General features: G+C 64.8%; 23 protein-coding genes and 1 pseudogene. 5 read left to right on the top strand and 19 right to left on the bottom strand.

What is annotated here, in order from left to right; genetic code table 11:
• Positions 1–24 precede the first annotated feature (24 nt).
• The 3 genes from ASG17_RS12620 to ASG17_RS15510 form a co-directional block, all read right to left on the bottom strand.
• Positions 25–264, bottom strand: a complete 240-nt coding sequence (locus tag ASG17_RS12620; protein ID WP_235560450.1) for a hypothetical protein — start codon at positions 262–264, stop codon at positions 25–27.
• Positions 261–440, bottom strand: coding sequence for a DUF3606 domain-containing protein (locus ASG17_RS12615; protein ID WP_056104320.1), 180 nt, complete (start codon positions 438–440; stop codon positions 261–263). The genes ASG17_RS12620 and ASG17_RS12615 overlap by 4 nt, the downstream gene beginning before the upstream one ends.
• Before the next feature lie 856 nt (positions 441–1,296).
• On the bottom strand, positions 1,297–2,352 hold the full coding sequence (locus tag ASG17_RS15510; RefSeq protein ID WP_156367856.1) for a hypothetical protein: 1,056 nt from the start codon (positions 2,350–2,352) through the stop codon (positions 1,297–1,299).
• Positions 2,353–2,810: 458 nt separating this feature from the next.
• Here ASG17_RS15510 and ligD point away from each other — a divergent pair, with 458 nt between their 5' ends.
• Entirely contained in the window at positions 2,811–3,788 is a 978-nt protein-coding gene (gene ligD / locus ASG17_RS12605) for a non-homologous end-joining DNA ligase (RefSeq protein ID WP_056104315.1), read from the top strand.
• 460 nt (positions 3,789–4,248) lie between these two features.
• Here ligD and ASG17_RS12595 read toward each other — a convergent pair whose 3' ends face one another.
• From ASG17_RS12595 to ASG17_RS12570, 7 genes and pseudogenes are all read right to left on the bottom strand, one after another.
• Positions 4,249–4,479 carry a hypothetical protein gene (locus tag ASG17_RS12595; protein ID WP_056104308.1) on the bottom strand — a complete coding sequence of 77 codons (231 nt, stop codon included), beginning with the start codon at positions 4,477–4,479 and terminating at the stop codon, positions 4,249–4,251.
• A gap of 279 nt (positions 4,480–4,758) precedes the next feature.
• Positions 4,759–5,139 carry an opioid growth factor receptor-related protein gene (locus ASG17_RS12590; protein WP_056104306.1) on the bottom strand — a complete coding sequence of 127 codons (381 nt, stop codon included), beginning with the start codon at positions 5,137–5,139 and terminating at the stop codon, positions 4,759–4,761.
• A 659-nt stretch (positions 5,140–5,798) separates the two neighbouring features.
• Complete coding sequence (locus ASG17_RS12585) at positions 5,799–6,626, bottom strand: TIGR02587 family membrane protein (protein WP_082496265.1); 828 nt, start codon at positions 6,624–6,626, stop codon at positions 5,799–5,801.
• 147 nt (positions 6,627–6,773) lie between these two features.
• Positions 6,774–6,893, bottom strand: a pseudogene (locus ASG17_RS15835) (IS6 family transposase); the annotation flags it as partial.
• An 18-nt stretch (positions 6,894–6,911) separates the two neighbouring features.
• The gene (locus tag ASG17_RS12580) at positions 6,912–7,550 is read right to left on the bottom strand and encodes a DUF1190 domain-containing protein (protein WP_082496264.1); all 639 of its coding nucleotides are present in this window, start codon (positions 7,548–7,550) and stop codon (positions 6,912–6,914) included.
• 5 nt (positions 7,551–7,555) lie between these two features.
• Positions 7,556–7,969: a DUF350 domain-containing protein gene (locus tag ASG17_RS12575; protein ID WP_056104300.1), complete on the bottom strand. Its 414-nt coding sequence runs from the start codon at positions 7,967–7,969 to the stop codon at positions 7,556–7,558.
• A gap of 24 nt (positions 7,970–7,993) precedes the next feature.
• Positions 7,994–8,641 (bottom strand): DUF2491 family protein, encoded by a 648-nt coding sequence (locus ASG17_RS12570; protein ID WP_056104296.1) that lies wholly within the window; start codon positions 8,639–8,641, stop codon positions 7,994–7,996.
• A gap of 90 nt (positions 8,642–8,731) precedes the next feature.
• On the opposite strand from ASG17_RS12570, the gene ASG17_RS12565 reads away from it, so the two are divergent.
• From ASG17_RS12565 to ASG17_RS12550, 4 genes are all read left to right on the top strand, one after another.
• The gene (locus ASG17_RS12565; RefSeq protein ID WP_235560448.1) at positions 8,732–9,376 is read left to right on the top strand and encodes a YjfI family protein; all 645 of its coding nucleotides are present in this window, start codon (positions 8,732–8,734) and stop codon (positions 9,374–9,376) included.
• 16 nt (positions 9,377–9,392) lie between these two features.
• Positions 9,393–10,148, top strand: a complete 756-nt coding sequence (locus tag ASG17_RS12560; protein ID WP_056104290.1) for a PspA/IM30 family protein — start codon at positions 9,393–9,395, stop codon at positions 10,146–10,148.
• Entirely contained in the window at positions 10,145–11,311 is a 1,167-nt protein-coding gene (locus ASG17_RS12555) for a glutathionylspermidine synthase family protein (protein WP_056104285.1), read from the top strand. The genes ASG17_RS12560 and ASG17_RS12555 overlap by 4 nt, the downstream gene beginning before the upstream one ends.
• A gap of 148 nt (positions 11,312–11,459) precedes the next feature.
• The gene (locus ASG17_RS12550; RefSeq protein ID WP_056104430.1) at positions 11,460–12,773 is read left to right on the top strand and encodes an Hsp70 family protein; all 1,314 of its coding nucleotides are present in this window, start codon (positions 11,460–11,462) and stop codon (positions 12,771–12,773) included.
• Between the two features lie 72 nt (positions 12,774–12,845).
• Here the strand turns inward: ASG17_RS12550 and ASG17_RS12545 are convergent, their stop codons facing one another.
• The 9 genes from ASG17_RS12545 to ASG17_RS12505 all read right to left on the bottom strand — a co-directional run bounded on the left by ASG17_RS12545 (position 12,846) and on the right by ASG17_RS12505 (position 26,579).
• Positions 12,846–13,538, bottom strand: coding sequence for an IS6 family transposase (locus tag ASG17_RS12545; RefSeq protein WP_056104427.1), 693 nt, complete (start codon positions 13,536–13,538; stop codon positions 12,846–12,848).
• A gap of 219 nt (positions 13,539–13,757) precedes the next feature.
• The gene (locus tag ASG17_RS12540; RefSeq protein WP_056104280.1) at positions 13,758–15,287 is read right to left on the bottom strand and encodes a phospholipase D-like domain-containing protein; all 1,530 of its coding nucleotides are present in this window, start codon (positions 15,285–15,287) and stop codon (positions 13,758–13,760) included.
• Positions 15,288–15,395: 108 nt separating this feature from the next.
• Positions 15,396–15,659, bottom strand: a complete 264-nt coding sequence (locus ASG17_RS12535; protein ID WP_056104277.1) for a hypothetical protein — start codon at positions 15,657–15,659, stop codon at positions 15,396–15,398.
• Positions 15,660–15,799: 140 nt separating this feature from the next.
• Positions 15,800–17,572, bottom strand: a complete 1,773-nt coding sequence (gene glgX, locus ASG17_RS12530) for a glycogen debranching protein GlgX (RefSeq protein WP_056104274.1) — start codon at positions 17,570–17,572, stop codon at positions 15,800–15,802.
• Positions 17,569–19,197: an alpha-D-glucose phosphate-specific phosphoglucomutase gene (locus ASG17_RS12525; RefSeq protein WP_056104271.1), complete on the bottom strand. Its 1,629-nt coding sequence runs from the start codon at positions 19,195–19,197 to the stop codon at positions 17,569–17,571. The genes glgX and ASG17_RS12525 overlap by 4 nt, the downstream gene beginning before the upstream one ends.
• Entirely contained in the window at positions 19,194–20,684 is a 1,491-nt protein-coding gene (gene glgA / locus ASG17_RS12520) for a glycogen synthase GlgA (protein ID WP_056104268.1), read from the bottom strand. Before glgA ends, ASG17_RS12525 begins: the two co-directional genes overlap by 4 nt.
• Positions 20,684–21,940, bottom strand: coding sequence for a glucose-1-phosphate adenylyltransferase (gene glgC / locus ASG17_RS12515; protein ID WP_082496261.1), 1,257 nt, complete (start codon positions 21,938–21,940; stop codon positions 20,684–20,686). The genes glgA and glgC overlap by 1 nt, the downstream gene beginning before the upstream one ends.
• Positions 21,941–21,969: 29 nt before the next feature.
• A complete protein-coding gene (gene glgB, locus ASG17_RS12510) occupies positions 21,970–24,123 on the bottom strand; it encodes a 1,4-alpha-glucan branching protein GlgB (RefSeq protein WP_056104266.1) in 2,154 nt (717 codons plus the stop codon).
• Positions 24,120–26,579, bottom strand: a complete 2,460-nt coding sequence (locus ASG17_RS12505; protein ID WP_082496260.1) for a glycogen/starch/alpha-glucan phosphorylase — start codon at positions 26,577–26,579, stop codon at positions 24,120–24,122. Before ASG17_RS12505 ends, glgB begins: the two co-directional genes overlap by 4 nt.
• Between the last annotated feature and the right edge of the window lie 233 nt (positions 26,580–26,812).

Genomic DNA, 26,812 nt, shown 5'->3' with positions numbered 1-26,812 from the left:
ATGTCTACGGCGGGAGTTGAGGCGCTAGTCGGCGGCGGCGGCGCCGGGCGTGACGGGCGTTAGTTCCTCGGCCTGGGTTTTGGGTGGCGCGGCGTCCGCAACCTGACTGGCGTCGAGCTCTTCCTCGACGGAGACGATCGCGTCGCCTTCAACGAGCAGTGGAGCGGCTGCGTCCCCGGCCTGCACCTTGGTGGGCGACGGCACGCGGATCGTCCGGTCGCCGCCAGGGCCGCGCACGACCACGCGGAAAAGCTTCATCGTCATTGGCCGCCCAGCTCCTTGCGCACGTCTTCGGCGCGGTCGCCCACGCGCTCCACGGCCCGGCGAAGCGCATCTTCCGTTACGCCGAACTTCGCGGCCCAGTCGCGAACCTCATAATCTTCGCTGAGGCTGATACGATCGCGGTCCTGGCCGCCGGTTTTGCTCTTGTCGTCGGACATGATGGTCTCCTTCCGTCGTCAGAACGGTCAGGGCAAATCCATGTTCCTGTGTTGGACGCTGGGCAGCCCTTAGCGGACGCCGGGGGACGTCAGCTCAGGGTGGGAAGCGGCCCTTCAAGCTCTAGTATGAGCGAGGTGGACTCGGCGGAGCATGAGCCGGGTATTGGCTAGGGCGAACCAGCTTCCGGCTACAAAACTTAGTTTAAGCAGAAATGCCCACGGGTTTCCAAACGAGGCATCGCAGCCTTCTCCAAAGCTTATGCGGTAGCCGTCATGCCAGATATACAGGCCGCTTAAGAAAAGAAGACCGGCGGCACCGAGATATAGCTGACGCAGAAGCTCATATCGGGGAGGAATGACCCGCCATCCGCTATTGAGCTTTGCTCGGAAAACGACTGCGGAAATCGAAGTTGCGAGCGCGATAGCCGAACCCACGCAGGACGCGATGAATAGCCCGCTTTGGCGGCTCGGCAGAAAGTCACAATCGGTGAAGGCCGCAGCGATAGGTTGGACGAACCAAGGCCCTAACCAGCCCATGCACAGCGCGCCCAAGACAATCAAAACGACGATCAGCGTTGAGCGCAAATCTGGCTTAGGAGGCAGGCCAAGTAGTGGGTCTTGCATGCAGTGGGGTCCGAAGTCGCCACCACCCTCACAGCAGTAGGTAAAGGAAGACTGATTGCTCGCATGCGAGCGGAGGCAAACGTCCGCTATGGGTCGGAAGCGGCCCTTACCTTCCGGACCTCGGCAAGCGGTAACTATCCCAGTCCTGCCCGCCCGCCAATTCCTATCACCACCCGATTGCCCCCCCCCCGGCGGGCAGTCACTTATCGACCGACCTACGACTCGCGGTTAGCTAGGTTTCCGGTGCTTCGGCGGTCATTGTACGCCAATACTCGCGGAAAAAGTCAGCACAGGTAAGCTCCGCGAGCGTCACCCGCTGCATGTTTGCCGGCTCCCATTCAAGACCAAAAGCTTCTCGCAACTCGGTTTCGATCACGCCCTGGTCCGCCTTGGAGACATTTAAAGCCGTTCCGTAAATCTCGACGTTCTCTTGGACACTTGCAGCGATTAGTTGAACGTTCTGTCGGTGAAAACCAAAGCCAAGGAAGACGATTCGGTCTGCGATTTCGACTGACGCTCGCATCGCCGTCAGCGCATGTTCATCGTCAATCTGCTCAGTGAATGTGCGAATTTGTTCAACCGCCGCTGCCAGGTCCGCCGCGTGCCCCTCGCCGAAAGGGATACTCGGTCGGTCACCATCCTGCCAAGGAAGGCGCCCTGCGACACCATAAGGCCGGTGAACAACAAGGCGATTTATAGCGGCCTGGACTCTTTCAACGGGCACGTGAAAGTAAGAGGACAAAGAAAACTGCAAGTAGTGCTCAAGGCACCTATCGTAATTAAAGACTATAAATTCGACGTTTTCGAAGACATTATCAAAGTCACTAACGCGCCTGTTCTCCGTCAGTAGTTTTGTCAGGCTACTGTACCAAGTAGAATTAAAATTCTTGAGATTTATTTTGTTCGCATACCGCTCCGGCATACGAAACTTAGAGCTCGAGCCCTCGGCTTTCAATATCGCCCGCACGATGCCAAGTTTTCCGACAAGCTCGATCTGCTTATCCTCGAGTGCGTCAATCACGTTGTCGATCGATAGCCCTTGTTGCGCTGACTGTCCGAGGCGACGAGCGGCTGCGAGGTGCTCATTGATTTGAACGACTTCTCGTCCCTCGTTGAGGATGGTTTTAAGCGCATCGACGATAAGCGGGTCGCCATGGCTCTGGCGGTAATGCTCAAATCGCACGTCAGTGAGCGCTACGATCTGCTCAAGCAGTTTGTCGCCTACAGGCAGGTCAGCCTCGAAGCTAGCTCCTGCACCTAGGACGAAAAGTGTTTTGGCTCTGAACATGACGCCTAAGCTCCGGCGGAAATGAGTGGGCAGAGATAGGTCTCACCGCAGCGTTAGGCCAATATGCCTAGGGAGCGAATGTCCGCTATGGGTCGGAAACGGACGTGCGTTCGAGGGTGGAAACCGGAGCGAAGTTCGCTCACACCTAACGGATGCGCGACTACCTCGTTTGTTACGATTACGGGACGGGTGGCCTCTGGTGGTGGGTGGAAGCCCCGAACGCAGATGCGATAAATGCTGCGTTCAGAGACCTGATCGTTTTCGAGCAGCCTCCCGCATGGTGGAACGACGATGCGAATGGAACGGCCCGTCGTGTCGCATTGTCGGACATGGATGATGACGTGTTGAACCAGTTTCGACGCTGATGTCCGCAATGGGTCGGGAGCGGACATCCGCCACTCGGCTCAGAGCGGACACAGGCGGATCGAATCGCCAAGCTTGGTGTTCGACTCGCCGCCATGGCCCGCAGAAAGCAGGACATCGAGCGCACGCTGAAGATGCCGCAAGGCTTTCAGCCGCTCTCTCATCCGACCCTCGAGGCGAAGCCGCCGGCGGGGCGCGGGTGGATTCATGAGATCAAATACGACGGCTTCCGCTTCCAGCTGCGGGTCGAGAAGGGCGTGGCGACCTGGTTCACGCGCAACGGCCATGACTGGACCGACAAGCTGGCGGCGCACTCGGCCGACGCGGCTGCGTTCGAGGACTGCATCCTGGACGGCGAGCTGTGCGCCGTGGACGCCGAGGGCATGCCTGCGTTCAGCCAACTGCGCAGCGACCTGAACCGGCGGACGTCGGGGCGGCTGGTCTATTTCGTGTTCGACATCCTTTGGCGTGGCGACTCGGACCTGCGCCCCTATGCGCTGGCGACCCGCAAGAAAAGCTTGGAGAAGCTGCTGGCTGATGCGGGACCGGCCGTGGCCAAGCGCTTTCGCTTCGTCGACCACTTCCCGGATGCGGAGCCGAGCGCGCTCCTGAAGGCAGCCTGCGCCATGCGGCTGGAAGGTATCGTTTCGAAGCGGCTGGACGAGAACTATCGCGCCGGCCGCACGGCCGTCTGGATCAAGTCGAAGTGCCGGCCGGGCCAAGAGGTTGTCGTGGGCGGCTGGAAGGCCGGGCCCGACGGACGGTTCAAGGGCGTGCTGACCGGCGTGTATGAGCGGGGCGAGTTGCGCTACGCCGGCTCAATCAAGAACGGGTTTCGTGATGAGCACCTGAAGGAGCTGCGGCCTCGGCTGAGGGCGCTGGCGCGGACGCGCACGCCGTTCGCGGGTGAACAGCCGAGGGCGACCGGCGGCGACAGCCTGCACTTCATCGAGCCGGAGGTGGTGGTTCAGGCGGACATCGCCGAATGGACGGCCAGCGGGCGATTGCGGCAGGCGAACTTTAAGGGCTTGCGCGACGACAAGGAGCCCACTGAAGTACGGCGCGAGGGCTGAGACCTGAGGTATGGGAAGCCGGCGATGAACAAGAACCGTCTGGTGATGATCGGCGCGATCGTCGTCCTGATCGCCTGTGCGATCTACGCGTTCTCGATGGGCGCGCGTGTGCCTTGACGAGGCTGGCCTCGGCCCGCACGGCGCTCACCGGGCTGGTCCTTTCGCTTATCGTTACAGTCGCGTCCTCGGCCGTTCCTAGCTCTCACGTGCTCAACTGCGTCGAGACCGAGGATCCCGGGCCCTGTGTTCAGACCGCTGGCGGCTTCCCATTCGCGTATGTGGTCGATAGCCCCTACCTGTCTCCTCGCGGCAGCGCGGATGTCGTTAGCGCACTCCTAGGGTTGGATATCTTCCTTTGGCACGGCTTCTTCGCCGACGTCCTCGTGTGGTGGCTGGTGGCCTTAGCCTCGCTGGCGCTCTTCGTCCGATCACGCGCAAACCTTCGCGGCGGACCTGCAGATTAAGGCCGCGACAGCTGCATCTCGAAGTCCGCCGGCAGCACGCCCCAAGCCTCGCGCCACTCCGCTGCCGTCCAGGCGCGCGACAAGCCAGGCATCACGCCAACCATCACGCCCTGATCGGTCAGGCCGCCCTTGCCCCAGCCGGGCTCATTGTTCGGGGTGCGCTTCCGATGCGCCTCCAGAGCCCACCAGTCCTTTCCCGTGCAGTGCCGCATCTTCACTCGGGACATGAGGGAGCGTCCCGCTCAGCTGCCTGCTCGGCAGCCTGGTGCATCTGGCGAGCGGTGGCGAACCACCGAGCGTATCCAGCAAGGCCAGCTGCCACTTCGCCGATTGGGGGACGAAAGGATTTCGGCTGCTCGACGCGCGCTTGATCATTTCCCATGTGACTGAACTCGTTCGCGCCCGGCGACCCGAGCCGCACATGGATGCACCGGGGGGAGGGCGGCAAGCACAAATGTTCTTATAATGTTCTCATCTTGTGGATGGCGCTGCCGACCCCGGCACCGTCATGCCGCCGCCCAGTGTCGCCGGCTTACGTCGTTCAAAGCTTGTCCGCTGGCGTCGACCAGACCTTCGATTACGTCATGGAATCGGTCTGCCGCGTCATCGCCTGCCAAAAGCCGCAGGCTCTTGATGATCCGGGTGATGCGCAGGTGATTGTGGTCATGCGAGCGCAACCAGTGGTCTGACGACCCATAGAAGCCCGCCATCATCGTCGCTGCGGAGGAGAGGTTCGTCTGCGCCGTTTCGGACTGCCGGATCAGGTCCACGTCGGCTGGCGTAAGCACCGGCGAACCGGGAACGGCCTGACTCACCTCAAGCAGGGGAAACACCCACTGAACAAAGTTGTGCTGCCGCTCGATCGTCGCGGAGTCGAAGCCGAGCACGTGCTCGATCGATCTGCCCGATGAGTCCGGTCCTCGTCCTTCCAAGAAGTCCACTACTGGGCTCACGAGGGCTTAACTGCTGAACCGCGCCTGGGCTCCCGCGAGCCGTCTTCGTGGCCATCGCGCTTGCGGTCTAGAGGGGTTGAAACGTCGTCAAGGGCGTAATCGATGGACGCCGACGCGACGGTGCCGATGTGACATCGCTCAATCTTCGCGCGGCGATATGCTGAGTTAACGGCGATGGCAAAAAGCGTCAGCGACGAAGTCATGGTTCTGACCACCCCTTCACCGTCACGACGAGCGGCTGAGGATTGCGTTCGAACCGTAGGTATCCGCGCACGCTGCCCTGGCCCGGCACATAATCAATCGTAGCAGTCGCCGTGCCGGACCCGGAAACTCCCTCGATGTCGACGTTGGCGGCTGTCTCAAGGCCTTCGTTGCTGACCTCGACTTCGGCGATGTAGCCGCCACCTCGAGCCATGATGTGAGCAACATCGGCCCGAAGCGACGTAGGCCGTTCCGGGAGCAGGGCTTCCCACACAACGATGCTGACGACCGCTGAAGTTACGAGCCCCCCAAGAATCGCGACGCTCCACTGAAGCAACGGGCGGCCGATAGCGGCTGATTTGGGTTTGGTGGTCGGTTTAGAAGCCACGGCGCTAGACCAGAAGTCGTGCGGCGGCCGCACCGATTGAAGCGGGGAAGCCGAGCACGATCATCGTCTGCACGAAACCCTGCACCGCATGGCCGTCCGTACGCCCGAACACGAACAGGGCAAAAAGACTGACTGACAGCGCGATCGCATAACCGGGCACGGTAAAATGGAAGAAGGCTGTGACGGGCCTGTCTGCTTCCTCCTGGCCCGCGAAGCCGGCACGAAACACGATGAGGTGGAGCAGCGTGATCGATACGATCAGCAGGGCGAGGATGTGCAATGGCGACGCCTTATAGGCGATAAGGATCATCTCCTCTGTCGGCGCAACGTTCAGTGCGAAGAACAGGGCGCCAGCAGCCATCAGGAACAATTCGCCCATGTAGGAGGCGGTGTCCTCGTCGCCTTCATCCGCGCCGGTGCCCGCCAGTTGCCGCCGCGCGAGCAGCGCGCCCATCGCCCCCGGGATGGCCTGCAGCGTAACCATGCCGATCGCCTCACGCGGCGGCGCATTCCATTCCACGACGCCGAACAGCAGCAGCAGCGCCGAGCTGGTCGTGAAACCGACCGCCAGGGCGACGGCGGTGTCGAGTACGTCGTTGACGAAACCCCGCCGCTTGGAGAAGCCCGCGTAGTAGGAGATGCCGTAGAGCAGCGGCAGGCCAGCCAGCATGAACAGCAGCAGACGCCAGCGATCCATCGTCACGCCCTGCTCCCACATTTCCATGGTCATCAGCAGGGGGATGTTGAATAGGAGCGCGCCCGCAAAGGCCCGACTCAAATCGCGCAAGTATCCGCGCTCCATCGCCATGTCGGAATAAGGGACGCTCACCATGCGTGGGCAACGCTTGCCCTGGATGTTGGCTCCGCGGCCAGGATGCCTTCGCGTCTAAAGTCATTCCCATGGCGGGCTTGCAGATGATCTCGAACAGCGATGTCAGCTTAACTTTGTCCGGTCGAGAAGGGCCCTGCCCAGCTTTAATCAGGCGGTCGCCGCCACCCACGCCGCCGCAGTGTCGCCGCGAAAGCGGCGAAGGGTGGGTCGGCTGATCAGATGTCTCTGGGTGTAGAAGGTGTTGTAGATTGCTGCGTGAGTTGTGAGGAGTCCGAGGGGTTCACTCTAGCCGCCGTAACCCCGACTGCCGCCCCCGAACCCACCCCGCGAGACCGTGGCGGTTCGACTCTGGACCCGAGTTGGAGCTGTACTGGCAATGGCCGAGTCTCGGCCACGCACCACAGTACGACCGCTGCGATAGTCGCGCCCAACGTAGCCACCATAGCCGTTCGAGTACTGGTCGTAGCGATCGCGGTAGAGAGGGCCAGCGCCAGAGAACGATCGACCACCGTTCAGCATCTGGCCCAGGAAGAAGCCGGTCACGAGCGGGCCGAAGATTGATCCGCCAGAGCCGTTGGACAGTTCACGGCACTGACTCGGTCCCCACTGGCCTTCGCAATCCTGACGCGTCACGTATCGTGGGCCGGTCGCGCGAGCGTTCTGATCCGCGGTAGCGAATCCGGCGTCGCATTCCGTGTCCGCGACGTCGTTGGCGGCCTTGCAGTCAGCGAGCGACGTATAGGCCAGCTGCGGCGTGGCCTCCGGCGGCTGCACCGCGCCCTGCGGTTCGCAAGCGGCCATGGAGAATCCAACCGTCGCCATGAGCCCGGTCATGTGCAGCGCCCTGGAGCGCTTCATCCGGCGCATGGTGTCGCCGGCCGGCAGAGCATCGTCCCGCTTGCGGGCGTCTTGTGCGTCCGACATCGGGGTCAAGCCGTCATGCAGGCGGCGTTGATGGCGCCGATCGCAATGGAGATCGAGGCCAGATAGACCCCGGCGGCGACATCGCCGCTTTCGATCCGCGCAGCCAGCGGCCGATAAACCAGTCGGCTGATGACCACGAAGGAAACGATCTGAATGACCCCGGCGAGCAGCGCCCAGATCGCGAACTCCGGAAGACTGACGGTGTGCGAGAGCGCCGAAGCCAGAGGCAGGACGTAGCCGATGAGCGCGCCGCCGAGAGCGATGGAAGCCGCGACGTTGCCCTGCCGGATCAGCGTGCGCTCGTGATAGGGCGTGACAAGCTGATATAGAAATTTGAAGGCGGCGAAGAACGCCACCGCCGCGACGAACGCCATCAGAAAGGCGGACGCGCCCGTCTGGAAAGCCGGCCAATCAAGCATTCAAGTCACCTCGTTCATGCAGCTCTAGGCGCGAAACTCGCCGACCTCCAGAGGGATGCCGACCATCAGTTCGTGGGTGACCTCTCCGCCATCCGGCTCCATCTCCAGGGCCAGCAGCATCTCACGGCCACCAGACAGGTCACGCGCGTAGAGCATGCAGGTCTGGTAGATCTTGGCGTAGGGCTTCGTGGCGAAACGGTCGTCGAAAATCGATTCCCACAGCGTCACCGGCGGCTGTCTGATGTCGCTCTCTGGAAACCAGAATCGCGGATAGATGGGAAGGTCCTCAGCCGCACCATCGAAGCTCGGCTCAGACAGACGATCACGCCATATACGGCGATAGCGGTCGCTCGGCGGATAGGCTGATGACCAGGGTATGAAGAGGCTAAAGTCATAGCCGTCGGAGCCGTCGGCCTCGTCGCTCATCGCCTGCAGCATAATGTGGTCGTCGGTGTAGAAGCGATGGACGTACTTCCCGTCATCCAGCGCGATCACACCTTGGCCTGTGATTTCCAGCGCGTCTCGATCGAGCGTGAAGCGCGTTTCCTCGCCAAGCCTTTGCCAGGCAAGCGGATCCAGGGACACAGTCCGGCCGACCGTGACATTCCGCACCATGGCCAGGTTGGTGGCTGGCTCCACACCAGCTCGCCCTCCAAACAGTTTTCCGAACATTCCCGCCATTTGAGCCGAAGTTTCCAGAGTCGCTGGCGCCGCCACGCCATTGGCGCTATGCGTTACATGTAACCGGCGCCCATGTCACCGATGTCCATGTCCTCGGCTAACCAGCGCATTCAGGCGTGGCGTCAGGCTCGGCGCGAAGCCGGCATGGTTAAGTTGGAATTCTGGGTGCCGGTGGCTTCGAGAGACAATGTCCGATCAGCCGTTCGCGCCATCGTAACCGAGTCCGCCCGCGACCTTCATCTGAGCTCCATTCCCACCCCCCTATCGGCAGAGACGCATCCCATGGACCCCGTGATAGACACCGCCTGGACCGTGCCAGCTATTCAGGCGGCGCTGCAAAGCTCGGACCTCGTTCGTGCGGACGAACTGACAGCGCGCGTTTTAGAAAGCGCCGACCCGGTACTGCTCGTGACGATGCACGAGTATGGCGACCTGCCGATCTATGTTTCGGTGGGCGGATCGCAGATCGTCTGTTCGGTCCTGCTGTGGCCCGTCTCGGAACAGTCCGATGCGGCCCGCTTCAACGAGTTCCTGCTGAAGGCGCAACGCGTGGTGCCACTGTCCAACTTCGCCATCACGACGATCGACGGCCAGGACATCTATGAACTGATGGGCGAACTGTCCTGCAAGACTCCGTTGCAGACCGTCCTGATTGAACTTCGCACCCTGGCTGAAAACGCCATTGACGCGACCAACCTGCGCGACACCTTCGGCGCCGCGGCCTGATAGCTGAGAGAAACCTATGTCGATGCTGACCAAGCTTTTCACGCTGTTCCGAGGCTCCGCGCACGAGGCCGGACAGGGCGTCGTTGACGCAAACGCCATCAAGATCCTCGATCAGGAACTGCGCGATGCGGATACGGCCCAGGGCAAGGCGAGGGACGACCTCTCCGGACTCGTCGCGCGGCGCCGGCTGGCCGAGAGCGAACTGAAAAGTTTCGCGGATCAGATCGGCAAGTATGAGAGCTCGGCACGCGCAGCGCTCGCTCAGGGCAAGCAGGACTTGGCGCGCGAAGTGGCCCAGCGCATCGCCGAACTCGAGCAACAGATCAGCGAACGCACGCCCGTCATCGACGGCATGAAAGAGGCCGAGACCCGCCTGCGCGCGGCCATTGCACAGACCGACCAGAAGATCGAAACGCTCAAGCGCGAGGTCGACATCGTCAAGGTCAATGAGTCCGTCCAGAAGGCTCAGACTTCCGTGGCCCTGCAATCCGCCGGCGCCCACTCGCGCATTGGCTCGGCGGCCGATAGCCTGGCGCGCATCAAGCAGAAGCAGGCCGTCAACGAAGAAAAACTGCGCGCCGGACAGGAGCTGGAGGACAAGCGCACCGGAGCCGATCTGGACGCCAAGCTTAAGGAGGCCGGCATCCTGCCCGGCCACACCTCGGCCGACGATGTGCTAGCCCGCCTAACGGCCCGCCCGGTCGAGGTCGTCACGCCGCGCATCGGCCAGGTCATGCCGGCGCCGGACAAGGATCCGGTCGAGCGCTCGTGAAACGGGTCGCCTTCGACCCACGGCCAGACTGGCAAGGCCGGGCCGATGCGCTGGGCTTTACCTGGCACCACGAAAGCGGCGAGCGTTACTGGGACGAGAGCGCCGCCTATAGCTTCACCATGACCGAGATCGAGGACGGGCTGGAGGCGCCGACGGCCGAGCTACACGCCATGTGCCTGGACCTGGTCAACGAGGCGGTGACGTCCGAGCGGCTGATGGGCCTGCTCGATATCCCCGAGGCCTCCCGTGACTATGTGGCCGACAGCTGGAGACGCGGCGCGCCGTCGCTATATGGCCGCTTCGACTTCGCCTACGACGGGACGGGGCCGGCCAAGCTGTACGAATACAACGCCGACACCCCCACCAGCATCTTCGAGACGGCGGTGTTCCAGTGGCTGTGGCTCGAAGATCGGATCAAGGACGGCGCCCTGCCGCCGGGCGCCGACCAGTTCAACAGCCTGCACGAGAAGCTGGTCGAGCGGTTCCGCCAGATCTTCCCACAGGGGGGCTTCGTCCATTTCAGTTCGGACGCCGACTTCGTGGAAGACCGACAGACCGTTCTGTTCCTGGAGGACCTGGCGCGTCAGGCCGGGCTGGACCCGAAGTTCGTCGCCATCGATCAGATCGGTTTGAACGAGGATGGCCGCTTCGTCGACGAAGACAACTGGCTAATCCAGGCCATGTTCAAGCTCTACCCTTGGGAGCAGATGTTGCGGGACAACTACGCTGAGCCGCTGCCCAGCGCCGAGGTGCTGGTGCTGGAGCCGGCGTGGAAGTCGATCCTCTCCAACAAGGGGATCCTGCCGCTGCTGTGGGAACGCCATGCCGGCCACCCCAATTTGCTCGAAGCCTATTTCGAGGAAGACGCCGCCGCAGGCCGGCTTGGGGAAGCTTACGTCCGCAAGCCACTATTCTCGCGCGAAGGCGCAAACGTCTCGATTGTCGAAGGCCAATCCCGCGAGGACGGCGACGACCAGGGCTACGACGGGCGCGCCATTCGTCAGGCCATCCATGCGCCGCCGCGCTTTGATGGCCAGCATGTCATCGTCGGCTCCTGGGTGGTCGGCGATGAGCCTGCCGGCATCACGCTGCGAGAAGACGCGGGGCGCATTACGCGCAACACCTCGCGGTTCATACCGCACTACATTAAGACGCCCATCTAGCTTGGTTTCAGGCGAGTGTCGCAGCTAAGGGTCAGCCAGGCGCCCGCGCCTAAGCGGCCTTCTGGGACACGTCACCGCAAGTTCGAATGCCGCTCACCCCCTCGATCCAGGCTAAGGACGCGTCCGCATCGCGTCCGAGACGATCATGATGACCAACGCCACAATGACGCTCGGCATCGATTTCGGCACCACAAACACGGTCGTCGCTATGGCCGCCATCGATGGGTCGGTCGAGGTTCTGCGCTTCGCTGCGCCGGACGGCGACCTGACAGCATTTCGGTCCGCGCTCAGTTTTGAGATCCATGAGGAGGATGGGGGACCGGCACAGCGCGTCGTTGAGGCAGGCCCCTGGGCCATCGATGCCTATCTAGAGGATCCACTCGACACGCGGTTCATCCAGTCGTTCAAGACCTTCGCCGCCAGCCCGGCCTTCGTTGAAACCGTGATCGACAATCGTCGATACGGCTTCGAGGATCTCCTGGCGGCCTTCCTCTTCCGGCTAAGACATCATGGCGGGCCTGCGATGGCCCAGCTTCCAGCCCGAGTGATCGTGGGGCGGCCCGTAACCTTCGCCGGCGGCTCGGATGAACAGCTGGCGCTCCGGCGCTACGAAACCGCTTTTGCGCGCCTCGGCTTCACGGACATCCGATACGCCTATGAGCCGGTTGGCGCGGCCTTTTACTTCGCGCGTCAACTGACGACAGCCGCAACGGTTTTGGTCGCAGACTTCGGCGGCGGCACCAGCGACTTCACGATCGTCCGCTTCGAGCCGGAGCCCTGGGGCCTCCGATCGACTGGCCTTGCGCAGACGGGCGTGGGCGTCGCCGGCGACGCCTTTGATTATCGCATTATCGATCAGCTGGTTTCGCCCCAGCTCGGCAAGGGCGGCGAGTACCGGAGCTTCGACAAGGTCCTGCCTATTCCGCAGCGGTACTACGCCGCGTTCGCGAAGTGGGACCAGCTGGCTCTGCTTAGAGCGTCACGGGACATGAAGGACATCCGCGCCATTGCCCGCGACGCGCTCGAGCCGTCCAAGCTTGAACGGATGATCGAGGTCCTCGACGACAATCACGGCTACGCACTGTATCGGGCCGTCTCTCGCCTGAAGATGGACCTCTCGCTGCAAAGCAATGCGATGTTCTCCTTCACCGCAGGCTCCGTCCGCATCGAGCAGGCAGTCGCCCGCTCCGAGTTCGAAGCCTGGATCAGCCCGGAGCTCGCGGCGATTGAGCGCGCGGTTGACCAGGCGATCGATCAGTCCGGTCTCCAGCCGGGCCAGATTGACCGCGTCTTCCTGACAGGCGGCACATCGTTCGTGCCGGCCGTGCGCGACATCTTCCACCGCCGGTTCGATCCGGCGCGGATAGAGACCGGTGGCGAGTTCGAATCGATCGCTTCGGGGCTGGCCCTTATTGGTCGGGAAGCCGACATCGACGTATGGGCCGAGAGTTTCGAGGGCTAGCGCTGTCAAGTTAACTGCGGCAGCGCTGTCAAGTTAACTACGTTGGCTGCCGCAAGTAGATCTTCACCGCAGTCACGAAACAGCCCTCGCCCAAGCCGCATGAGCGGCTGCGCGGAAGGTCCGCAATGTCGCTCGGCTGACGAGATGCCGCTGGTTGTAGAAGGTGTTGTAGACGGCGGCATGCGTGGTCAGGAACCGCTGCGCCGAGGCCTGCGACTTGAACTGCTGCATGTGCCGTTCGCGCTTTCTGATCTGCAAATGGGAGTTCTCAGCGCGGTTGTTCTCCCGCAGCCGGCCTGGTCGATGTAGGTCCTTCAGGCCGAGCCGCTGCAGCGCAGCTGCATATGACCCTAAGCCGTCCGTGGTGATGACCTGTGGCTCAACCAGTTGATCACGCAGCAGCTTTTTCAGGAAAGACACTGCGGTCGAGGTGTCTCTCCGCTGGTGCACCAGGCTGCCGAGCACCTCGCCTTCGTCGTCGACCGCCCGCCAGACGTACATCCGCTTGCCGGCGATCGAGCTGACCATCTCGTCCAGATGCCAGCGAGGGGAGGGGGCCGGCCTCTGGCGTTTCAGGTTCCTGGCGATCTGCGCGCCGAACTTGCGAGTCCAGCATCGGACCGCTTCGTAGGAGACGTCTATGCCGCGCTCCGCGAGGATCTCCTCGACGTCTCGAAGGCCTAGGCTGAAGCGGTAATATAGCCAGACGGCCTGCCGGATGACGTCGGAATTGAACCGATGCCGCTTGAACGATAGCCTCGCCATAACCCACTGCTCCACATGGGCTTTTCCGCCCCAAGTAGAGACAAGTTAGCGTTAGACTGACAGCACCGCCACCGCCAAGCGTGTGGCTTCGGCTCTATCGTCCGTGCGCGCTGACCTTATCAAAAGCCAGGCAGGACGCCTCTGTCGCCGTTTCCATGCGTCCAGAGCACCCGACGGCGCAGTTGACCGCGCGCAGCTTCCGGTGGCTCGCGCGAGCGATTAATCCCGGTCCAGGTCGGGTTCGACCGGGCCGCCGAGAGGGACCTCGGGCGCAGGGATGTCCGCGCGGATCAGGCGATGCGCAGCGGCGGCAAGCTTGTGTCGCATCTGGGCCGGCCGGCGCCAGGGTCGCAGGCTGTCGGCGGCCGAGATAGGGTCGCCCAGGTGGTGTGTGGCGACGAACCGCGAGAAGGCGCCGTGACTGCGTGACCGCAGCGGGCGCAGCCGATCCAGCCCGCTGTCCCGCAGATGCTCGATGCCGGCCCCGATCGCGCCACGCGCCATGACCGCCTCATCGACCTGGTGCTCGTCGCACCCCAGCCAGTGCGCGATCAGCCGGTTGCGGAACACGCCCACACACGACCGGCCCGCTCCGCTGACGGACCCGCCATCCAGCGTCAGGTCGCATTCGCTGTCGAAACCCTGAGACCGGTTGTTGACGTTGCTGGACCCGATGCGCACGAACCGGTCGTCGACGACGGCGAGTTTCGCGTGGACGATGATGATGCGCCCGTTACGAGTGACGGGGCTGTACGCCTTGAACCGGCCGTGCCGGTCCGCGTCTTCCAGCCGTTTGAGAAACGCCGAGCGCGTCTTGTCCATGGTCATCTGGTCGAACCAGCTGGGCGAATGCCCGGTCGACACCAGGATCACCTCCGGGCCGTCGGCTTCGTCCAGCCGCTGGGCGATGGCCTCCGCGACGATGGGCGACGTGAAATACTGGTTCTCGATGTACAGGATGGTCCTGGCTGAAGCGATCGCGGCCAGGGTCGCAGCCTCGCCCTCTCTTACCTCCGGATAATCCTTCCAGGGGGCCTGGGTTCGGGACAGGCCGATCTCGACGTCTTCCAGATCCGGCTTGAGACCGGCCGGCCAGACATCCGGCGCCGTTCCGGCGGCGGGAGGCAGGACATCGCCGGTCGCTCTCGCCCACCGCTCGCGGAACAGGTCGCCCAGACTGGCCGCCGGCGGGCCGTCGACCATGGCCATTACCTCGTGGCGGCAATCGTAGCAGGGGGATCCCCTGGCGGTCTTGCCGCGACGCGGGTCAGGGTGGAGATGTTCGGGACTGTCCCACCGGTCGGGTCCGATGTCGCAACTGCCGCAAAAGGCCAGGGCGTCATCGACGACGATGACCTTCTGATGGTGCGACGCGCCCGGTGGCAACGTCCCGTCCAGGCGGAAATCGATGCGCGTGTCAGCGAAGAAGCGACGGCTGCGCCACGGAAAGAACCGCTGGCTGGCCGCCACGGCCACGGGCGACTTCCAGCACAGGATACGTATCTCGAGGTCGGGTCGGCTCTCTGACAGCTCTTTCAGGAAGCGTCCGATGGTCTGCGGCCCTGAACCGTCCGCTGGTTCGTGGTCCAGGATGGTGTCGGGATCGAAGGCCCAGTTCAGGAAGTGGATGGATCGGCTCGCCTGGCTCATCGCCGCTTTTGCAGCGGCCAGGTAGGGCTCCATGTCCACCAACAGCGCGGCGCGGGGCGCGGTCTCGGCGCGCCAGCACGTGGTCCCGACTTCCAGCATATCCGACATCTCCCGATAAGCCGCTCGGTGAGCCGGCCGCCCTGCACGCTTTGTCTTCAAGACGAAACGGCGCGCCCGATATCACATCGAGCGCGCCGAGGCGTTGTCTTACTGAGTCCGGGCTGCGGCGTCGGCCGCTGCATCGGTCTTGCGGGCTGCCGTATCGGCAGCGGCGTCCACGTTGGCAGCCGCGTTGCCCGCAGCATTCGCGGTCGCGTCGGCGGCGGCGTCTGCATTCGCGGCCGTGTCGCTGGCTGCCGAGGCGACCGTATCGCCGGCGTTGTCGGCCGTCGCGGCGGCGTTTCTCTCGGTCTTCTCGGAGCAGGCCGCCAGGGCCAGGGCGGCCGCAGCGGCGATGTACAGAATGCGCATATGTGTTTCCTCATGCTGACCCGGCGGCTGATCCGCCTTTGAACGCAGCGTCGTCAGGCTAAGGTGAAGGCCGGTCGATGGCGACAGGCTTTTTAGGTCGTCCTGCGGGTGGAACAGCCGCGGGCCGAGACAGCCGGCGCTCAGATCTGCGGGACAGCGAGCAGTAACGAGCGGGCGGTGCTGTCGATCGTGAAGCCCGTGCGCGAGTCTGTCCGCATCGACAGGCCTTCAGCGCTTCTCGAAGCCCATTCCTGTTGCGTCGGGATGTGGCCATCGCCCGTTGCCCAGCGGATGTCGGCTGGTCGTTGCGGGTCGGACAGCTCCGGGAGGGCGGCCCGGCGGTCCGCCAGGTCGAAGACGAACGCCTCCAGATTCATGTCGCGGGCGGTCCAGTCCAGCCAGCTGACCTCGTTGTCCTGCGCGTAGGCATTGTTGTTGCCCCGCTGGGATCGACCGAACTCGTCACCCGCGGTCAGCTGGATCGTGCCGCGCGATGCGAACAGCGTGGCGAGCATCGCTCTGATGTCCAGCCCGCGTCGTCGCAGGATCTCCGGGTCGTCGGTGGGCCCTTCGACGCCGTGATTCCACGACAGGTTTTCGCCGTGGCCGTCCCGATTGTCCTCGCCGTTCGCTTCATTGTGCCTGTGCTCGTAAGCGACCAGATCGGCCAGGGTGAAGCCGTCATGGGTGGCGAGGAAGTTGACGGTCCGGGTTCGCACTTCGTCGAAGACGTCGAACGATCCGCACATGCGCGTCGCCAGCGCGGATACCGAGCCGTCGCCGCGCCAGAAGCGGCGGACGTCGTCGCGATAGCGATCGTTCCACTCCAGCCAGCCCTCGGGAAAGGCGCCGAGCTGGTAGCCGCCCGGGCCGATGTCCCATGGCTCGGCGATCAGCACCCTGTCGGCCAGGATGGGGTCGGCCGCGATCTCGGCGAAGATCGGTGCGTGCGGATCGAACCCTGGCCCACGCGCCATCACGGTCGCCAGGTCGAAGCGGAAGCCGTCGACGCCGCACCGGGCGAAGTGGCGCAGGCTGTCCAGGATCATCGCCCTGACCGAAGGTTGGCTGGCGTCCAGCACATTGCCGGTTCCGGCGTCGTTGATCAGCGATCCATCGGGTGCGCGCGCATAGGCGGCGTCGTCCAGCCCGCGCAGGCTGAGCGTCGGCCCCTGTTCGTCGGATTCGCCCGTGTGGTTGAACACCAAATCCAGGATCACGCCGATGCCCGCCGTGCGCAGGGCCGCGACGGTGGCGCGCAGCTCTTCGACGCCGCCTGGGACGAGACGGGGATCAAGCGCCATCGGCGTGACGGGATTATAGCCCCACGCGTTCGACAGACCGCGCGGCGGCAGATGCCGTTCGTCGATCCATGCGGTGATGGGCATCAGCTCCACAGCGGAGACGCGAAGCTTCTTCAGGTGCTCGATGATCACAGGCTGCGCGAGGGCCGCCAGCGTACCGCGCAGGGCCTCTGGCACTTCCGGATGGCGCACGGTGAAGCCACGGACATTCAGTTCGTAGATCAGCCCGCCGGGCCGAAACAGGGGTGGGGAGGGTGCGCTGTCGAAAGGCGCAGTCACCCGTGCGCGGGGGACCAGGTCTGCGGTCTCCTCGCCGTGGATGGCAAGCCTGGGATCCTGACGATATGGCCGGTCCAGTTCGAGCGCATAGGGATCGACCAGAAGCTTGGCCGGGTCGAACCCTGGGCCCGCACCGGCCGCACGATAGCCGTAAGCCTGACCCACGCCGACCGCCGCGTCGACGATCCAGTCGTCGCCGATCTTCGCCATCGCGACCCGCTGTTCGTCGTCACCATCGAACAGGCACAACCAGACCTGATCCGCGTCTGGGGATCGGACGGCGAAGCGCGTTCCGTTTTCGACCCGATGGGCGCCTAGCTGAGGCGTCACGTCACAACGTCGGGCTTCTCACGCCCGGTATGGGCACGGATGCCGGCCAGGCTGTCGGCAGCGGCGATCAGGTCGACCAGCATGTCGGGCGTCTCCGCCAACAGGTCGCCACCAACCGCCTCGTACCGCTCCAGATAGACGCGCAAGGTCGCGCCCGAAGTGCCGGTGCCCGACAGGCGGAACACGATACGGGACCCGCCCTCGAACAGGATGCGCACGCCCTGTCTGGCGCTGGTGGAGCCATCGACGGGGTCGATGTAGGTGAAGTCGTCGGCGGCCTGCACTGTCAGCGGCCCGACCGCGCGACCGGGAAGGCCCGGCAAGGACGCGCGCAGCTGGGCCATCAAGCCGTCCGCCGCCTCTGTCGCCACGCCTTCGTAGTCGTGGCGGGCGTAATAGTTTCGGCCGAACCGCGCCCAATGCTCGCGCGCCAGCTCCATCACCGGCTGGCGCTTGACCGCCAGGATGTTCAGCCACAGCAGCACAGCCCACAGGCCGTCCTTTTCCCTCACGTGGTCGGATCCGGTGCCGGCGCTCTCCTCGCCACAAATCGTGACCCGACCGGCGTCCAGCAGGTTGCCGAAGAATTTCCACCCCGTCGGCGTCTCGAACATCGGGATGCCCAGCGCCTCGGCCACGCGATCTGCGGCGGCGCTGGTCGGCATCGAGCGGGCGATGCCTTTCAGGCCGTCGCGGTAGGCCGGGGCCAGGGCGGCGTTGGCCGCCAGCATGGCCAGACTGTCGGACGGCGTCACATAGACGCCCCGGCCGATAATCAGGTTGCGGTCGCCGTCGCCGTCGGACGCAGCGCCGAAGTCGGGCGCGTCCGGGCTCATCATCAGCTCATACAGCTCGTGAGCGTGCACCAGGTTCGGGTCGGGGTGGTGGCCGCCGAAATCCTCCAGGGGCTCGCCGTTGCGCACCGTCCCGGCGGCGAAGCCCAGCCGGTTCTCCAGGATCTCGCGGGCATAGGGGCCGGTGACGGCGCCCATGGAATCGAAGGCCATGGTGAAGCCGCCTGCGATCGCTGCGCGGATGGCGTCAAAGTCGAACAGCGTCTCCATCAGGGCGGCGTAGTCGGCGACGGGATCGATCACACGCACCGTCATGTCGCCGACGCGCCGCTCACCGATGACGTTCAGATCGATGTCTTCGGCCTCGACCGTCAGCCAGCGGTCGATGTCGAGGGTTCGGGCCTGGATGGCGTCCGTCACCGTCTCCGGCGCCGGGCCGCCGTTGGCGATGTTGTACTTGATGCCGAAGTCCTCGGTCGGACCGCCGGGGTTGTGGCTGGCCGAAAGGATCAAGCCGCCGATCGCGCCATATTGCCGGATGATGTTGGACGCGGCGGGGGTCGACAGGATGCCGCCCTGGCCGACGATGACCGTGCCGAAACCGTTTGCGGCGGCCATGCGAACGGCGACCTGGATGACCTCGCGATTGTGATAGCGGCCGTCCCCGCCGATGACCAAAGTCGCGCCGGCCTTGTCATCGACCACGTCGAAGACGGACTGGATGAAGTTCTCGGCGTAGTTTGGTTGCTGGAAGACCGTGACCTTCTTTCTCAGGCCAGAGGTGCCCGGCTTCTGGTCGGTGAAGGGCGTGGTGGGAACAGTTCGGATCATGCGGTCCTGCGGCGAGAACGGGTGGGCGCTGCCGCGGCCGGCGTCACGGCATCCGCCGTGCTGCTGACCAGGCTTGCGTAGAGATCGGCGTATCGGCGGCCGCTGACAGTCCAGGAATAGTCGCCTTTCATCCCCTGACGCTGGATCGCCGTCCAGCGATCGGGCGTGGCGAAGACTTCGAAGACGCGGGACAGCGCCGCGCGCAGGGCGTCCGGGGTGACCGCGTCGTGCTGGAACCCGGTCGCGACCTCGGCCGCCAGAGCCGCCGCGTTGGCGTCGATGACCGTGTCCGCCAGTCCGCCGGTCCGCGCGACCACGGGCACACAGCCGTAGCGAAGACCATAGAGCTGCGTCAGCCCGCAGGGCTCGAAGCGCGAGGGAATCAGGATGGCGTTCGATCCGCCCTGCAGCCGGTGCGACAGGCCCTCGTCATAGCCGATGCGGACGCCGACGCGACCGGGATGGCGGCTGGACGCCTGATGGAACGCCGCCTCCAGCGCCGCGTCGCCCGACCCCAGGACAGCCAGCCGGCCGCCCATGGCGACCAGGTCGTCGATGACGGCGGCCAGTGCGTCCATGCCCTTTTGCCAGGTCAGGCGGGTGACGACGCAGAACAGCGGGCCATCGTCACGATCCAGGCCGAACTCGGTCTCCAGCGCCCGCTTGTTGCGAGCACGACGCGACAGCTGACGGGGGCCATAGCTTGCGGCGAGAGCAGGGTCGGTCTCTGGGTTCCAGACGTCCGTGTCGATGCCGTTTACGACCCCGCTGACCACCGCGCCGCGCGCCGCGATCAGCCCTTCCAGACCCATGCCGAAGGCGGGGTCGCGGATTTCGCGGGCGTAGGTCGGGCTGACGGTTGTGATCGCCGAAGCGGCCTGCAGGCCGGCCTTCAGGAACCCGACCCCGCCGTAGTATTCGACGCCATCCACCGACAGGGCCTCTGCCGGCAGGTCCAGCGCGGAGAAGACATCGGCGCCGAAACGTCCCTGGAACGCGATGTTGTGGACCGTCACCACACTGGGCGTGGCGGCTCCTGCGAAGCGTATGTAGGCCGGGGCAAGGGCGGCCTGCCAGTCGTGGACATGCAGCAGGTCGAACGCCAGTCCCTTGACCGCGCCGGTCGCCAGCTCCGCCGCCGCCTTCGACAGGGCCGCAAAGCGTCGCCAGTTGTCCGGCCAATCCTGCCCGGTCGCATCGCCGTACAGTCCGCCCGGTCGGTCGAACAGGTCGGGCGCATCCAGGATCAGCAGGGGATGCCCCGCAATCTCGCCTTTCAGGAGTTGGGCGTCGGCGCCCAGCAGATTTCGCCAGCGATGCACGGGCTTGCCGGTCGCGACCGCCCGCACCGCAGGATAGCCCGGCAGCAGCGTCGTCATCCTGACGCCATGCGGCGCCACCGCGGCCGGCAGGGCGCCGACGACGTCGGCCAAGCCACCCGTCTTGACGAGCGGATAGGCCTCGGATGCGACCGATAGGACTTCCATCAGGCCAGCTTGTCGATCATCGCCTGGGTGATAAGGCACACGCCCTTGTCGGTCCGGCGGAAGCGCTGGGCGTCCAGCACCGGATCCTCGCCGACCACCAGTCCCTCGGGGATGCGCACGCCGCGGTCCAGGATGACCTTCTTCAGTTGCGCCTTCTGGCCGATGTCACAGCCGGGCAGGACCACGGCCTCGTCGATCCGGCTCCAGGAGTGGACCCGCGTGCCGGTCGAGATCAGGCTGCGCGTCACGCTGCCGCCCGAGATGATGCAGTCGCCGGCCACCAGCGACTGAACGGCCTGACCGCGCCGACCTTCGACATCATGCACGAACTTGGCCGGTGGATTGATCTCGGCATAGGTCCACAGCGGCCATGAGCGGTCGTAGAGATCCAGCTGCGGAACGACGTCGGTCAGGTCGATATTGGCTTCCCAGTAGGCGTCGACCGTGCCCACGTCCCGCCAGTAGGCTTGGGCCTCTTCGGCGCCGCGGACGCAGGACGCGCTGAATTCGTGCGCGATCGCCTTACCGTTCTCGACCAGCCAGGGGATGATGTCCTTGCCGAAGTCGCGGCTGGATCCCGGCGTCGCGGCGTCCCTGCGCAGGTGGTCGAACAGCGCCTTGGTGTGGAAGACGTAGATCCCCAGCGAGGCCAGCGACTTGTCCGGCTTGCCGGGCATGGCCGGCGGATCGGCGGGCTTCTCGACGAAATCGGTGATCCAACCGTTGGCGTCCACCGCCATCACGCCGAAGCCCGAAGCCTCGTCGCGCGTGACCTCCATGCAGCCGACGGTCACGTCCGCGCCGCTGTCCACGTGCTGACGCAGCATCAGCTCGTAGTCCATCTTGTAGATGTGGTCCCCGGCCAGGATGACCATGTACTCGGGGCTGTAGCTCTCGATGATGTCGATGTTTTGGTACACGGCGTCGGCCGTGCCGTCGTACCATTGGGTCTCGGAGATGCGCTGGGACGCCGGCAGGATGTCGAAGCTCTCGTTTCGCTCGGTTCGCAGGAAGTTCCAGCCGCGCTGGAGGTGCCGGATCAGCGAGTGAGCCTTGTATTGGGTCGCCACGCCGATGCGCCGGATGCCCGAGTTCAGAGCGTTCGACAGGGCGAAATCGATGATCCGCGCCTTGCCGCCGAAATAGACCGCCGGCTTGGCCCGCACGTCGGTCAGCTCCATCAGCCGACTGCCGCGCCCGCCTGCCAGCACATAGGCCATCGCATCACGCGCCAGCGGTTGATTGCGCCGTTCCATAGAATGTCCTCCCAGACACGACCGAGGGTTCAGCCCTCGTGTCGAAGCATTATCGTCGACAGCGGCGGCAGGGTCAGCGTGGCCCTCCCCTCCGCCGCCAGGACCGAACCCAGATTGCCCAGGCCGTCGCCCCCGTAATCCAAAGCGTCGCTATTGAAGATTTCTGTCCATCGTCCGTTCCCCGGCAACGGCACACGATAGTTTGAGCGCTCGACCGGCGTCATGTTCGAGATGACCGCGATCGGGGCGGCGCCGGGCGCCTTGCGCAGCCAGGCGAAGACCGAGTTGGCCCGGTCGTCGGCGATCAGCCATTCGAACCCCTCGCCCTCGCAATCGCGGGCGTGCAGCGCGGGCTCGGTCCGGTGCAGTCTGTTCAGTTCGCGAACGGCGTTGCGCACGCCCTCGTGCGCCGGCGCACCGCGCAGCCCCCAGTCCAGCGCGCGGTCCTCGCTCCACTCGCGCCGCTGGGCGAACTCCTGCCCCATGAACAGCAGCTTCTTGCCGGGATAGCCCCACATCAGGCCGTAGTAGGCGCGCAGGGACGCGAACTTCTGCGCGTCGTCGCCGGCCATCTTGGTCAGCAGCGAGCCTTTGCCATGCACCACTTCGTCATGGCTCAGCGGCAGGACGAAGTTTTCGCTGAAGGCGTAGACCAGACCGAAGGTGATCTCGTCGTGATGGTGCGGCCGGTGGATCGGATCGCGCTGCATGTACTGCAGCGTGTCGTGCATGAAGCCCATGTTCCACTTGAAGCCGAAGCCCAGGCCGTCCTCGTGCGCCGGCTTGGACACGCCCGGCCATGAGGTGGATTCCTCCGCCACGGTGAAGGCGCCGGGCCGCGCGCCATAGACCGCCCGGTTCATGTCACGGAGGAAGGCGACGGCCTCCCAGTTCTCGCGGCCGCCCTGCTCGTTGGGAATCCACTCGCCGGCCTTTCGCGAATAGTCGCGGTAAAGCATCGAGGCCACAGCATCGACCCTCAGGCCGTCGACGTGATAGCGCTCGGTCCAGAACAGGGCGTTGTTGACCAGGTACGACGCCACCTCGCGCCGCCCGAAGTTGTAGATCGCGGTGTTCCAGTCGGGGTGGAAGCCCAGCTTCGGGTCCGCATGCTCGTAAAGGGCCGTGCCGTCGAACAGAGACAGGCCGTGGTCGTCGGTCGGGAAGTGCGCGGGCACCCAATCCAGCAGGACGCCAATCCCGGCCTGGTGTGCGCCGTCCACGAAGCGCGCGAAGCCCTCCACGTCGCCGAACCGCGATGACGGGGCATAGAGGCCCGTGGTCTGGTAGCCCCAGCTGGGGTCGTAGGGATACTCGCTGACCGGCAGGAACTCGATATGCGTGAACCCCAGGTCGACCACATAGGGGATCAACCGGTCGGCCAAGGCGTCCCAGCTCAGGTACCAGCCGTTGTCGTCCCGATCCCATGATCCGGCGTGGACCTCGTAGATGCTCATCGGCTGCCGACGCGGATCGACGCTGGCCCAATGGTCACGGTGCCCCTGATCCTGCCAGGAGTGGGTCAGGGGACCGCGCGTCACTGATCCGGTCGCAGGCCTCAGCTCGGCGGCGAAGGCGAAGGGATCCGCCTTCAGCGGCCGCGCCTGGCCATCCGGCCCGACGATGGCGAACTTGTAGGTCCGTCCGGCGCCGATGTCGGGGACGAAGATCTCCCACACCCCGACGTCATTGCGGCGACGCATCACATGCCGGCGCGCGTCCCAGTCGTTGAAGTCTCCGACCACCGAAACCCGCTGGGCGTTCGGCGCCCAGACGGCGAAATGGACCCCGGCCGCGCCTTCATGCTCGATGAGGTGCGCGCCCAGCTTGTCGTAGAGCCGGTGGTGCGAACCTTCGTTCATCAGATAGTCGTCGGTCGGCCCCAGCACCGGGCCAAAGGTGTAGGGGTCGGCATAGGACCAATCAGCGCCGCCGCCGGATGCGGCATAGCGAATGGGCTGGGGCGCATCCTCGACGGCGCCCTCGAACAGGCCCCTGTCGTCGATCCGAACCAGCACCCCGAGGGACACGCCGTCCAGCGATCGCGCCTCCAGCGTTTCGGCGCCGGGAACCCAGGCGCGGGCGAAGACGCCGTCCGGCCCAGCGAACACGCCCAGCAGCGAGAACGGATCGTCGTGACGCCCTTCCAGAAGAGCTGCGATCGCCTCGCCGGGGGGCTTCACCGGACGGACCAGATGTCGTGGGCATACTCGCCGATGGTGCGGTCGGAAGAGAACCAGCCCATCCCCGCGACGTTGCGGATCGTCGCCGCCCGCCACCCCGCCGGATCGGTCCAGCGTCGGTCGATCTCTCGCTGACCCTCGGCATAGGAGGGAAAGTCCGCCGCCAGCATGAACCAGTCGTGTTCGCGCAGGCCCGCCATCAGGTCGCGATATCGATCCGGTTCGCCGGGCGAGAATACGCCGGTCTCGATCGCCGAAATGGCCTGGTTCAGATCGGGATGGGCCTCGATCACTTCGCTGGGCCGATACCCGTCCGCGCGCTTCGCGGCGACCTCGTCGGCGGTCAAGCCGAAGATGACGATGTCCTTGGCCCCCACGTGGTCGCGAATTTCGATGTTGGCGCCGTCCAGCGTTCCGATGGTGAGGGCGCCGTTCAGCGCCAGCTTCATGTTGCCGGTCCCCGACGCCTCCATCCCGGCCGTCGAAATCTGCTCGGACAGGTCGGCTGCGGGCATGATCTTCTCCGCCAGGCTGACGTTGTAATTCGGCGCGAAGGCGACGCTCAACAGGCCATGGACGGCCGGATCGGCGTTGATCTTTCGTGCGACGTCGTTTGTCAGTTTTATGATCAGCTTGGCGTTGTGATAGCTCGACGCCGCCTTGCCCGCGAACAGCTTCACGCGCGGGACCCAGTCCCGTTCCGGGTGATTGCGGATCTGGTCGTACAGGGCGACCGTCTCGATGATGTTGAGCAGCTGGCGCTTGTACTCGTGGATGCGCTTCACCTGCACGTCGAACAGGGCGTCGGGGTCCAGCCTGACCCCCATCACCTCGCGCAGATGCTGCGACAGCGCCGCCTTGTTGGCGCGCTTGATGGCGGCGAACCGCTCCTGGAACGCGGCGTCCTCCGTGAACGGACGCAGGTCGGCAAGCCTGGACGCGTCGTCCAGGAAGCCGTCGCCGATTGCCTCGCGGATTAGGTCTGTCAGGCCGGGGTTGCACTGCTGCAGCCAGCGGCGGGGCGTGATGCCGTTGGTCTTGTTGTTGATGCGGTCGGGATAGAGGCGGTGCAGATCGGCGAACACCGTCTGCTTCATCAGCTCGGTATGCAGAGCCGCCACGCCGTTGACGCTGTGCGAGCCCGCGAAGGCCAGGTTGGCCATGCGTATCCGCCGCTCGCCGCCCTCGTCGATGAGGCTGATCGCCGAGATGGCGCGGTCGTCCATGCCGGGCGCGCGTCGCGCCTCCTTCAGCAGGCGGGCGTTGATCGCATAGACGATCTGCATGTGCCGGGGCAGCAGCCGCTCGAACAGGGGCAGGGGCCAGCTTTCCAGCGCCTCGGGCAACAGGGTGTGGTTCGTGTAGCCGAACGTCTTGCGGGTGATGTCCCACGCCTCGTCGAAGCCGAGGCCGTGGTGATCCACCAGCAGCCGCATCAGCTCCGCCACCGACACCGCCGGGTGGGTGTCGTTCAGCTGGATCGCCGCCTTCTCGTGCAGGGTACGGATGTCGTTGCCGTACTGGACATGGCGGCGGACGATGTCCTGGATCGAAGCCGAGGAGAAGAAATACTCCTGGCGCAGACGCAGCTCATGGCCGGCCGGGCTGGAGTCGGCGGGATAGAGGACGCGCACCAGCGTCTCTGCCCGGACCTGGTTGGCCAGGGCCCCGGCGTGGTCGCCGGCGTTGAAGGCGTCCAGACGGATCGGATCGAACGCCCGGGCCGTCCAGAGCCGCAGGGTGTTGACCCTCTCGCCTCGCCAGCCGACCACCGGCGTATCGACCGCGACGGCCTCGATCTTCTCGTCCGGCGTCCATTCGACGGCGCCGGTCTCGGTGCCGACGACCTCGCCGCCGAAGCCGATGATGTAGGCGCTCTCGCGGCGCTCGAATTCCCACGGGTTGCCGTGCGCCAGCCAGGTTTCCGGCAGCTCGACCTGCCAACCGTCGTCGATCCGCTGGCGGAACATGCCGTTCACATAGCGGATGCCGTAGCCGTAGGCGGGCAGGTTCAGCGACGCCAGGCTCTCCATGAAGCAGGCCGCCAGACGACCCAGGCCGCCGTTGCCCAGCGCCGCATCCGGCTCGATCTCTTCGATCATCGCCAGATCGACGCCCAGCAGCTTCAGCGCCGCGTCGAACTCTTCTGCGCGACCCAGATTGGCGATCGCATCGCGCAACAGCCGCCCGATCAGGAACTCAAGGCTGAGGTAGTAGACGCGCTTGGCGCCTGACGCCTGGGTGGCGCGTGTGGACGTCATCCAGCGCTCGATCACGTCATCACGGACGGTCAGCACCGCCGCCGTCAGCCAGTCATGCGGCTTGGCGGCGCGCTGATCCTTGCCGATTCGATGAACGAGGCAGTCGATGATGCGGTCGGCGAGCGCCTGAGGATCGCGCGTTGTGTCCGCCGCATCCAAAGATCGCGTGTTTGCGAGGATCGCCTCAGCCGTCATTCCGCAATCTTCTTCCGTTCTTGCAGCTACGCCATACCAACCGGGCTTGAGGGCTGTCAGCTTAAATCGTGGGATTATCTTTCGCTTACGGAGGCGGCGAGCGGTTCATGTGAAGGCCTGCGACCCTCGTCGTGACGGAACGCTCGGCGCCGAGGAAGCGGGGCAGCCAGCTTCGCCGCCTTGCCGCAGCGGCGCCTCGACATCCTGGCATGACGGCCGCGCCGGATGTGGTC

The sequence above is a fragment of the Brevundimonas sp. Leaf363 genome, from assembly GCF_001424025.1.
GTDB lineage: Bacteria > Pseudomonadota > Alphaproteobacteria > Caulobacterales > Caulobacteraceae > Brevundimonas.
This window is presented reverse-complemented; position numbering and strand designations above follow the sequence as displayed.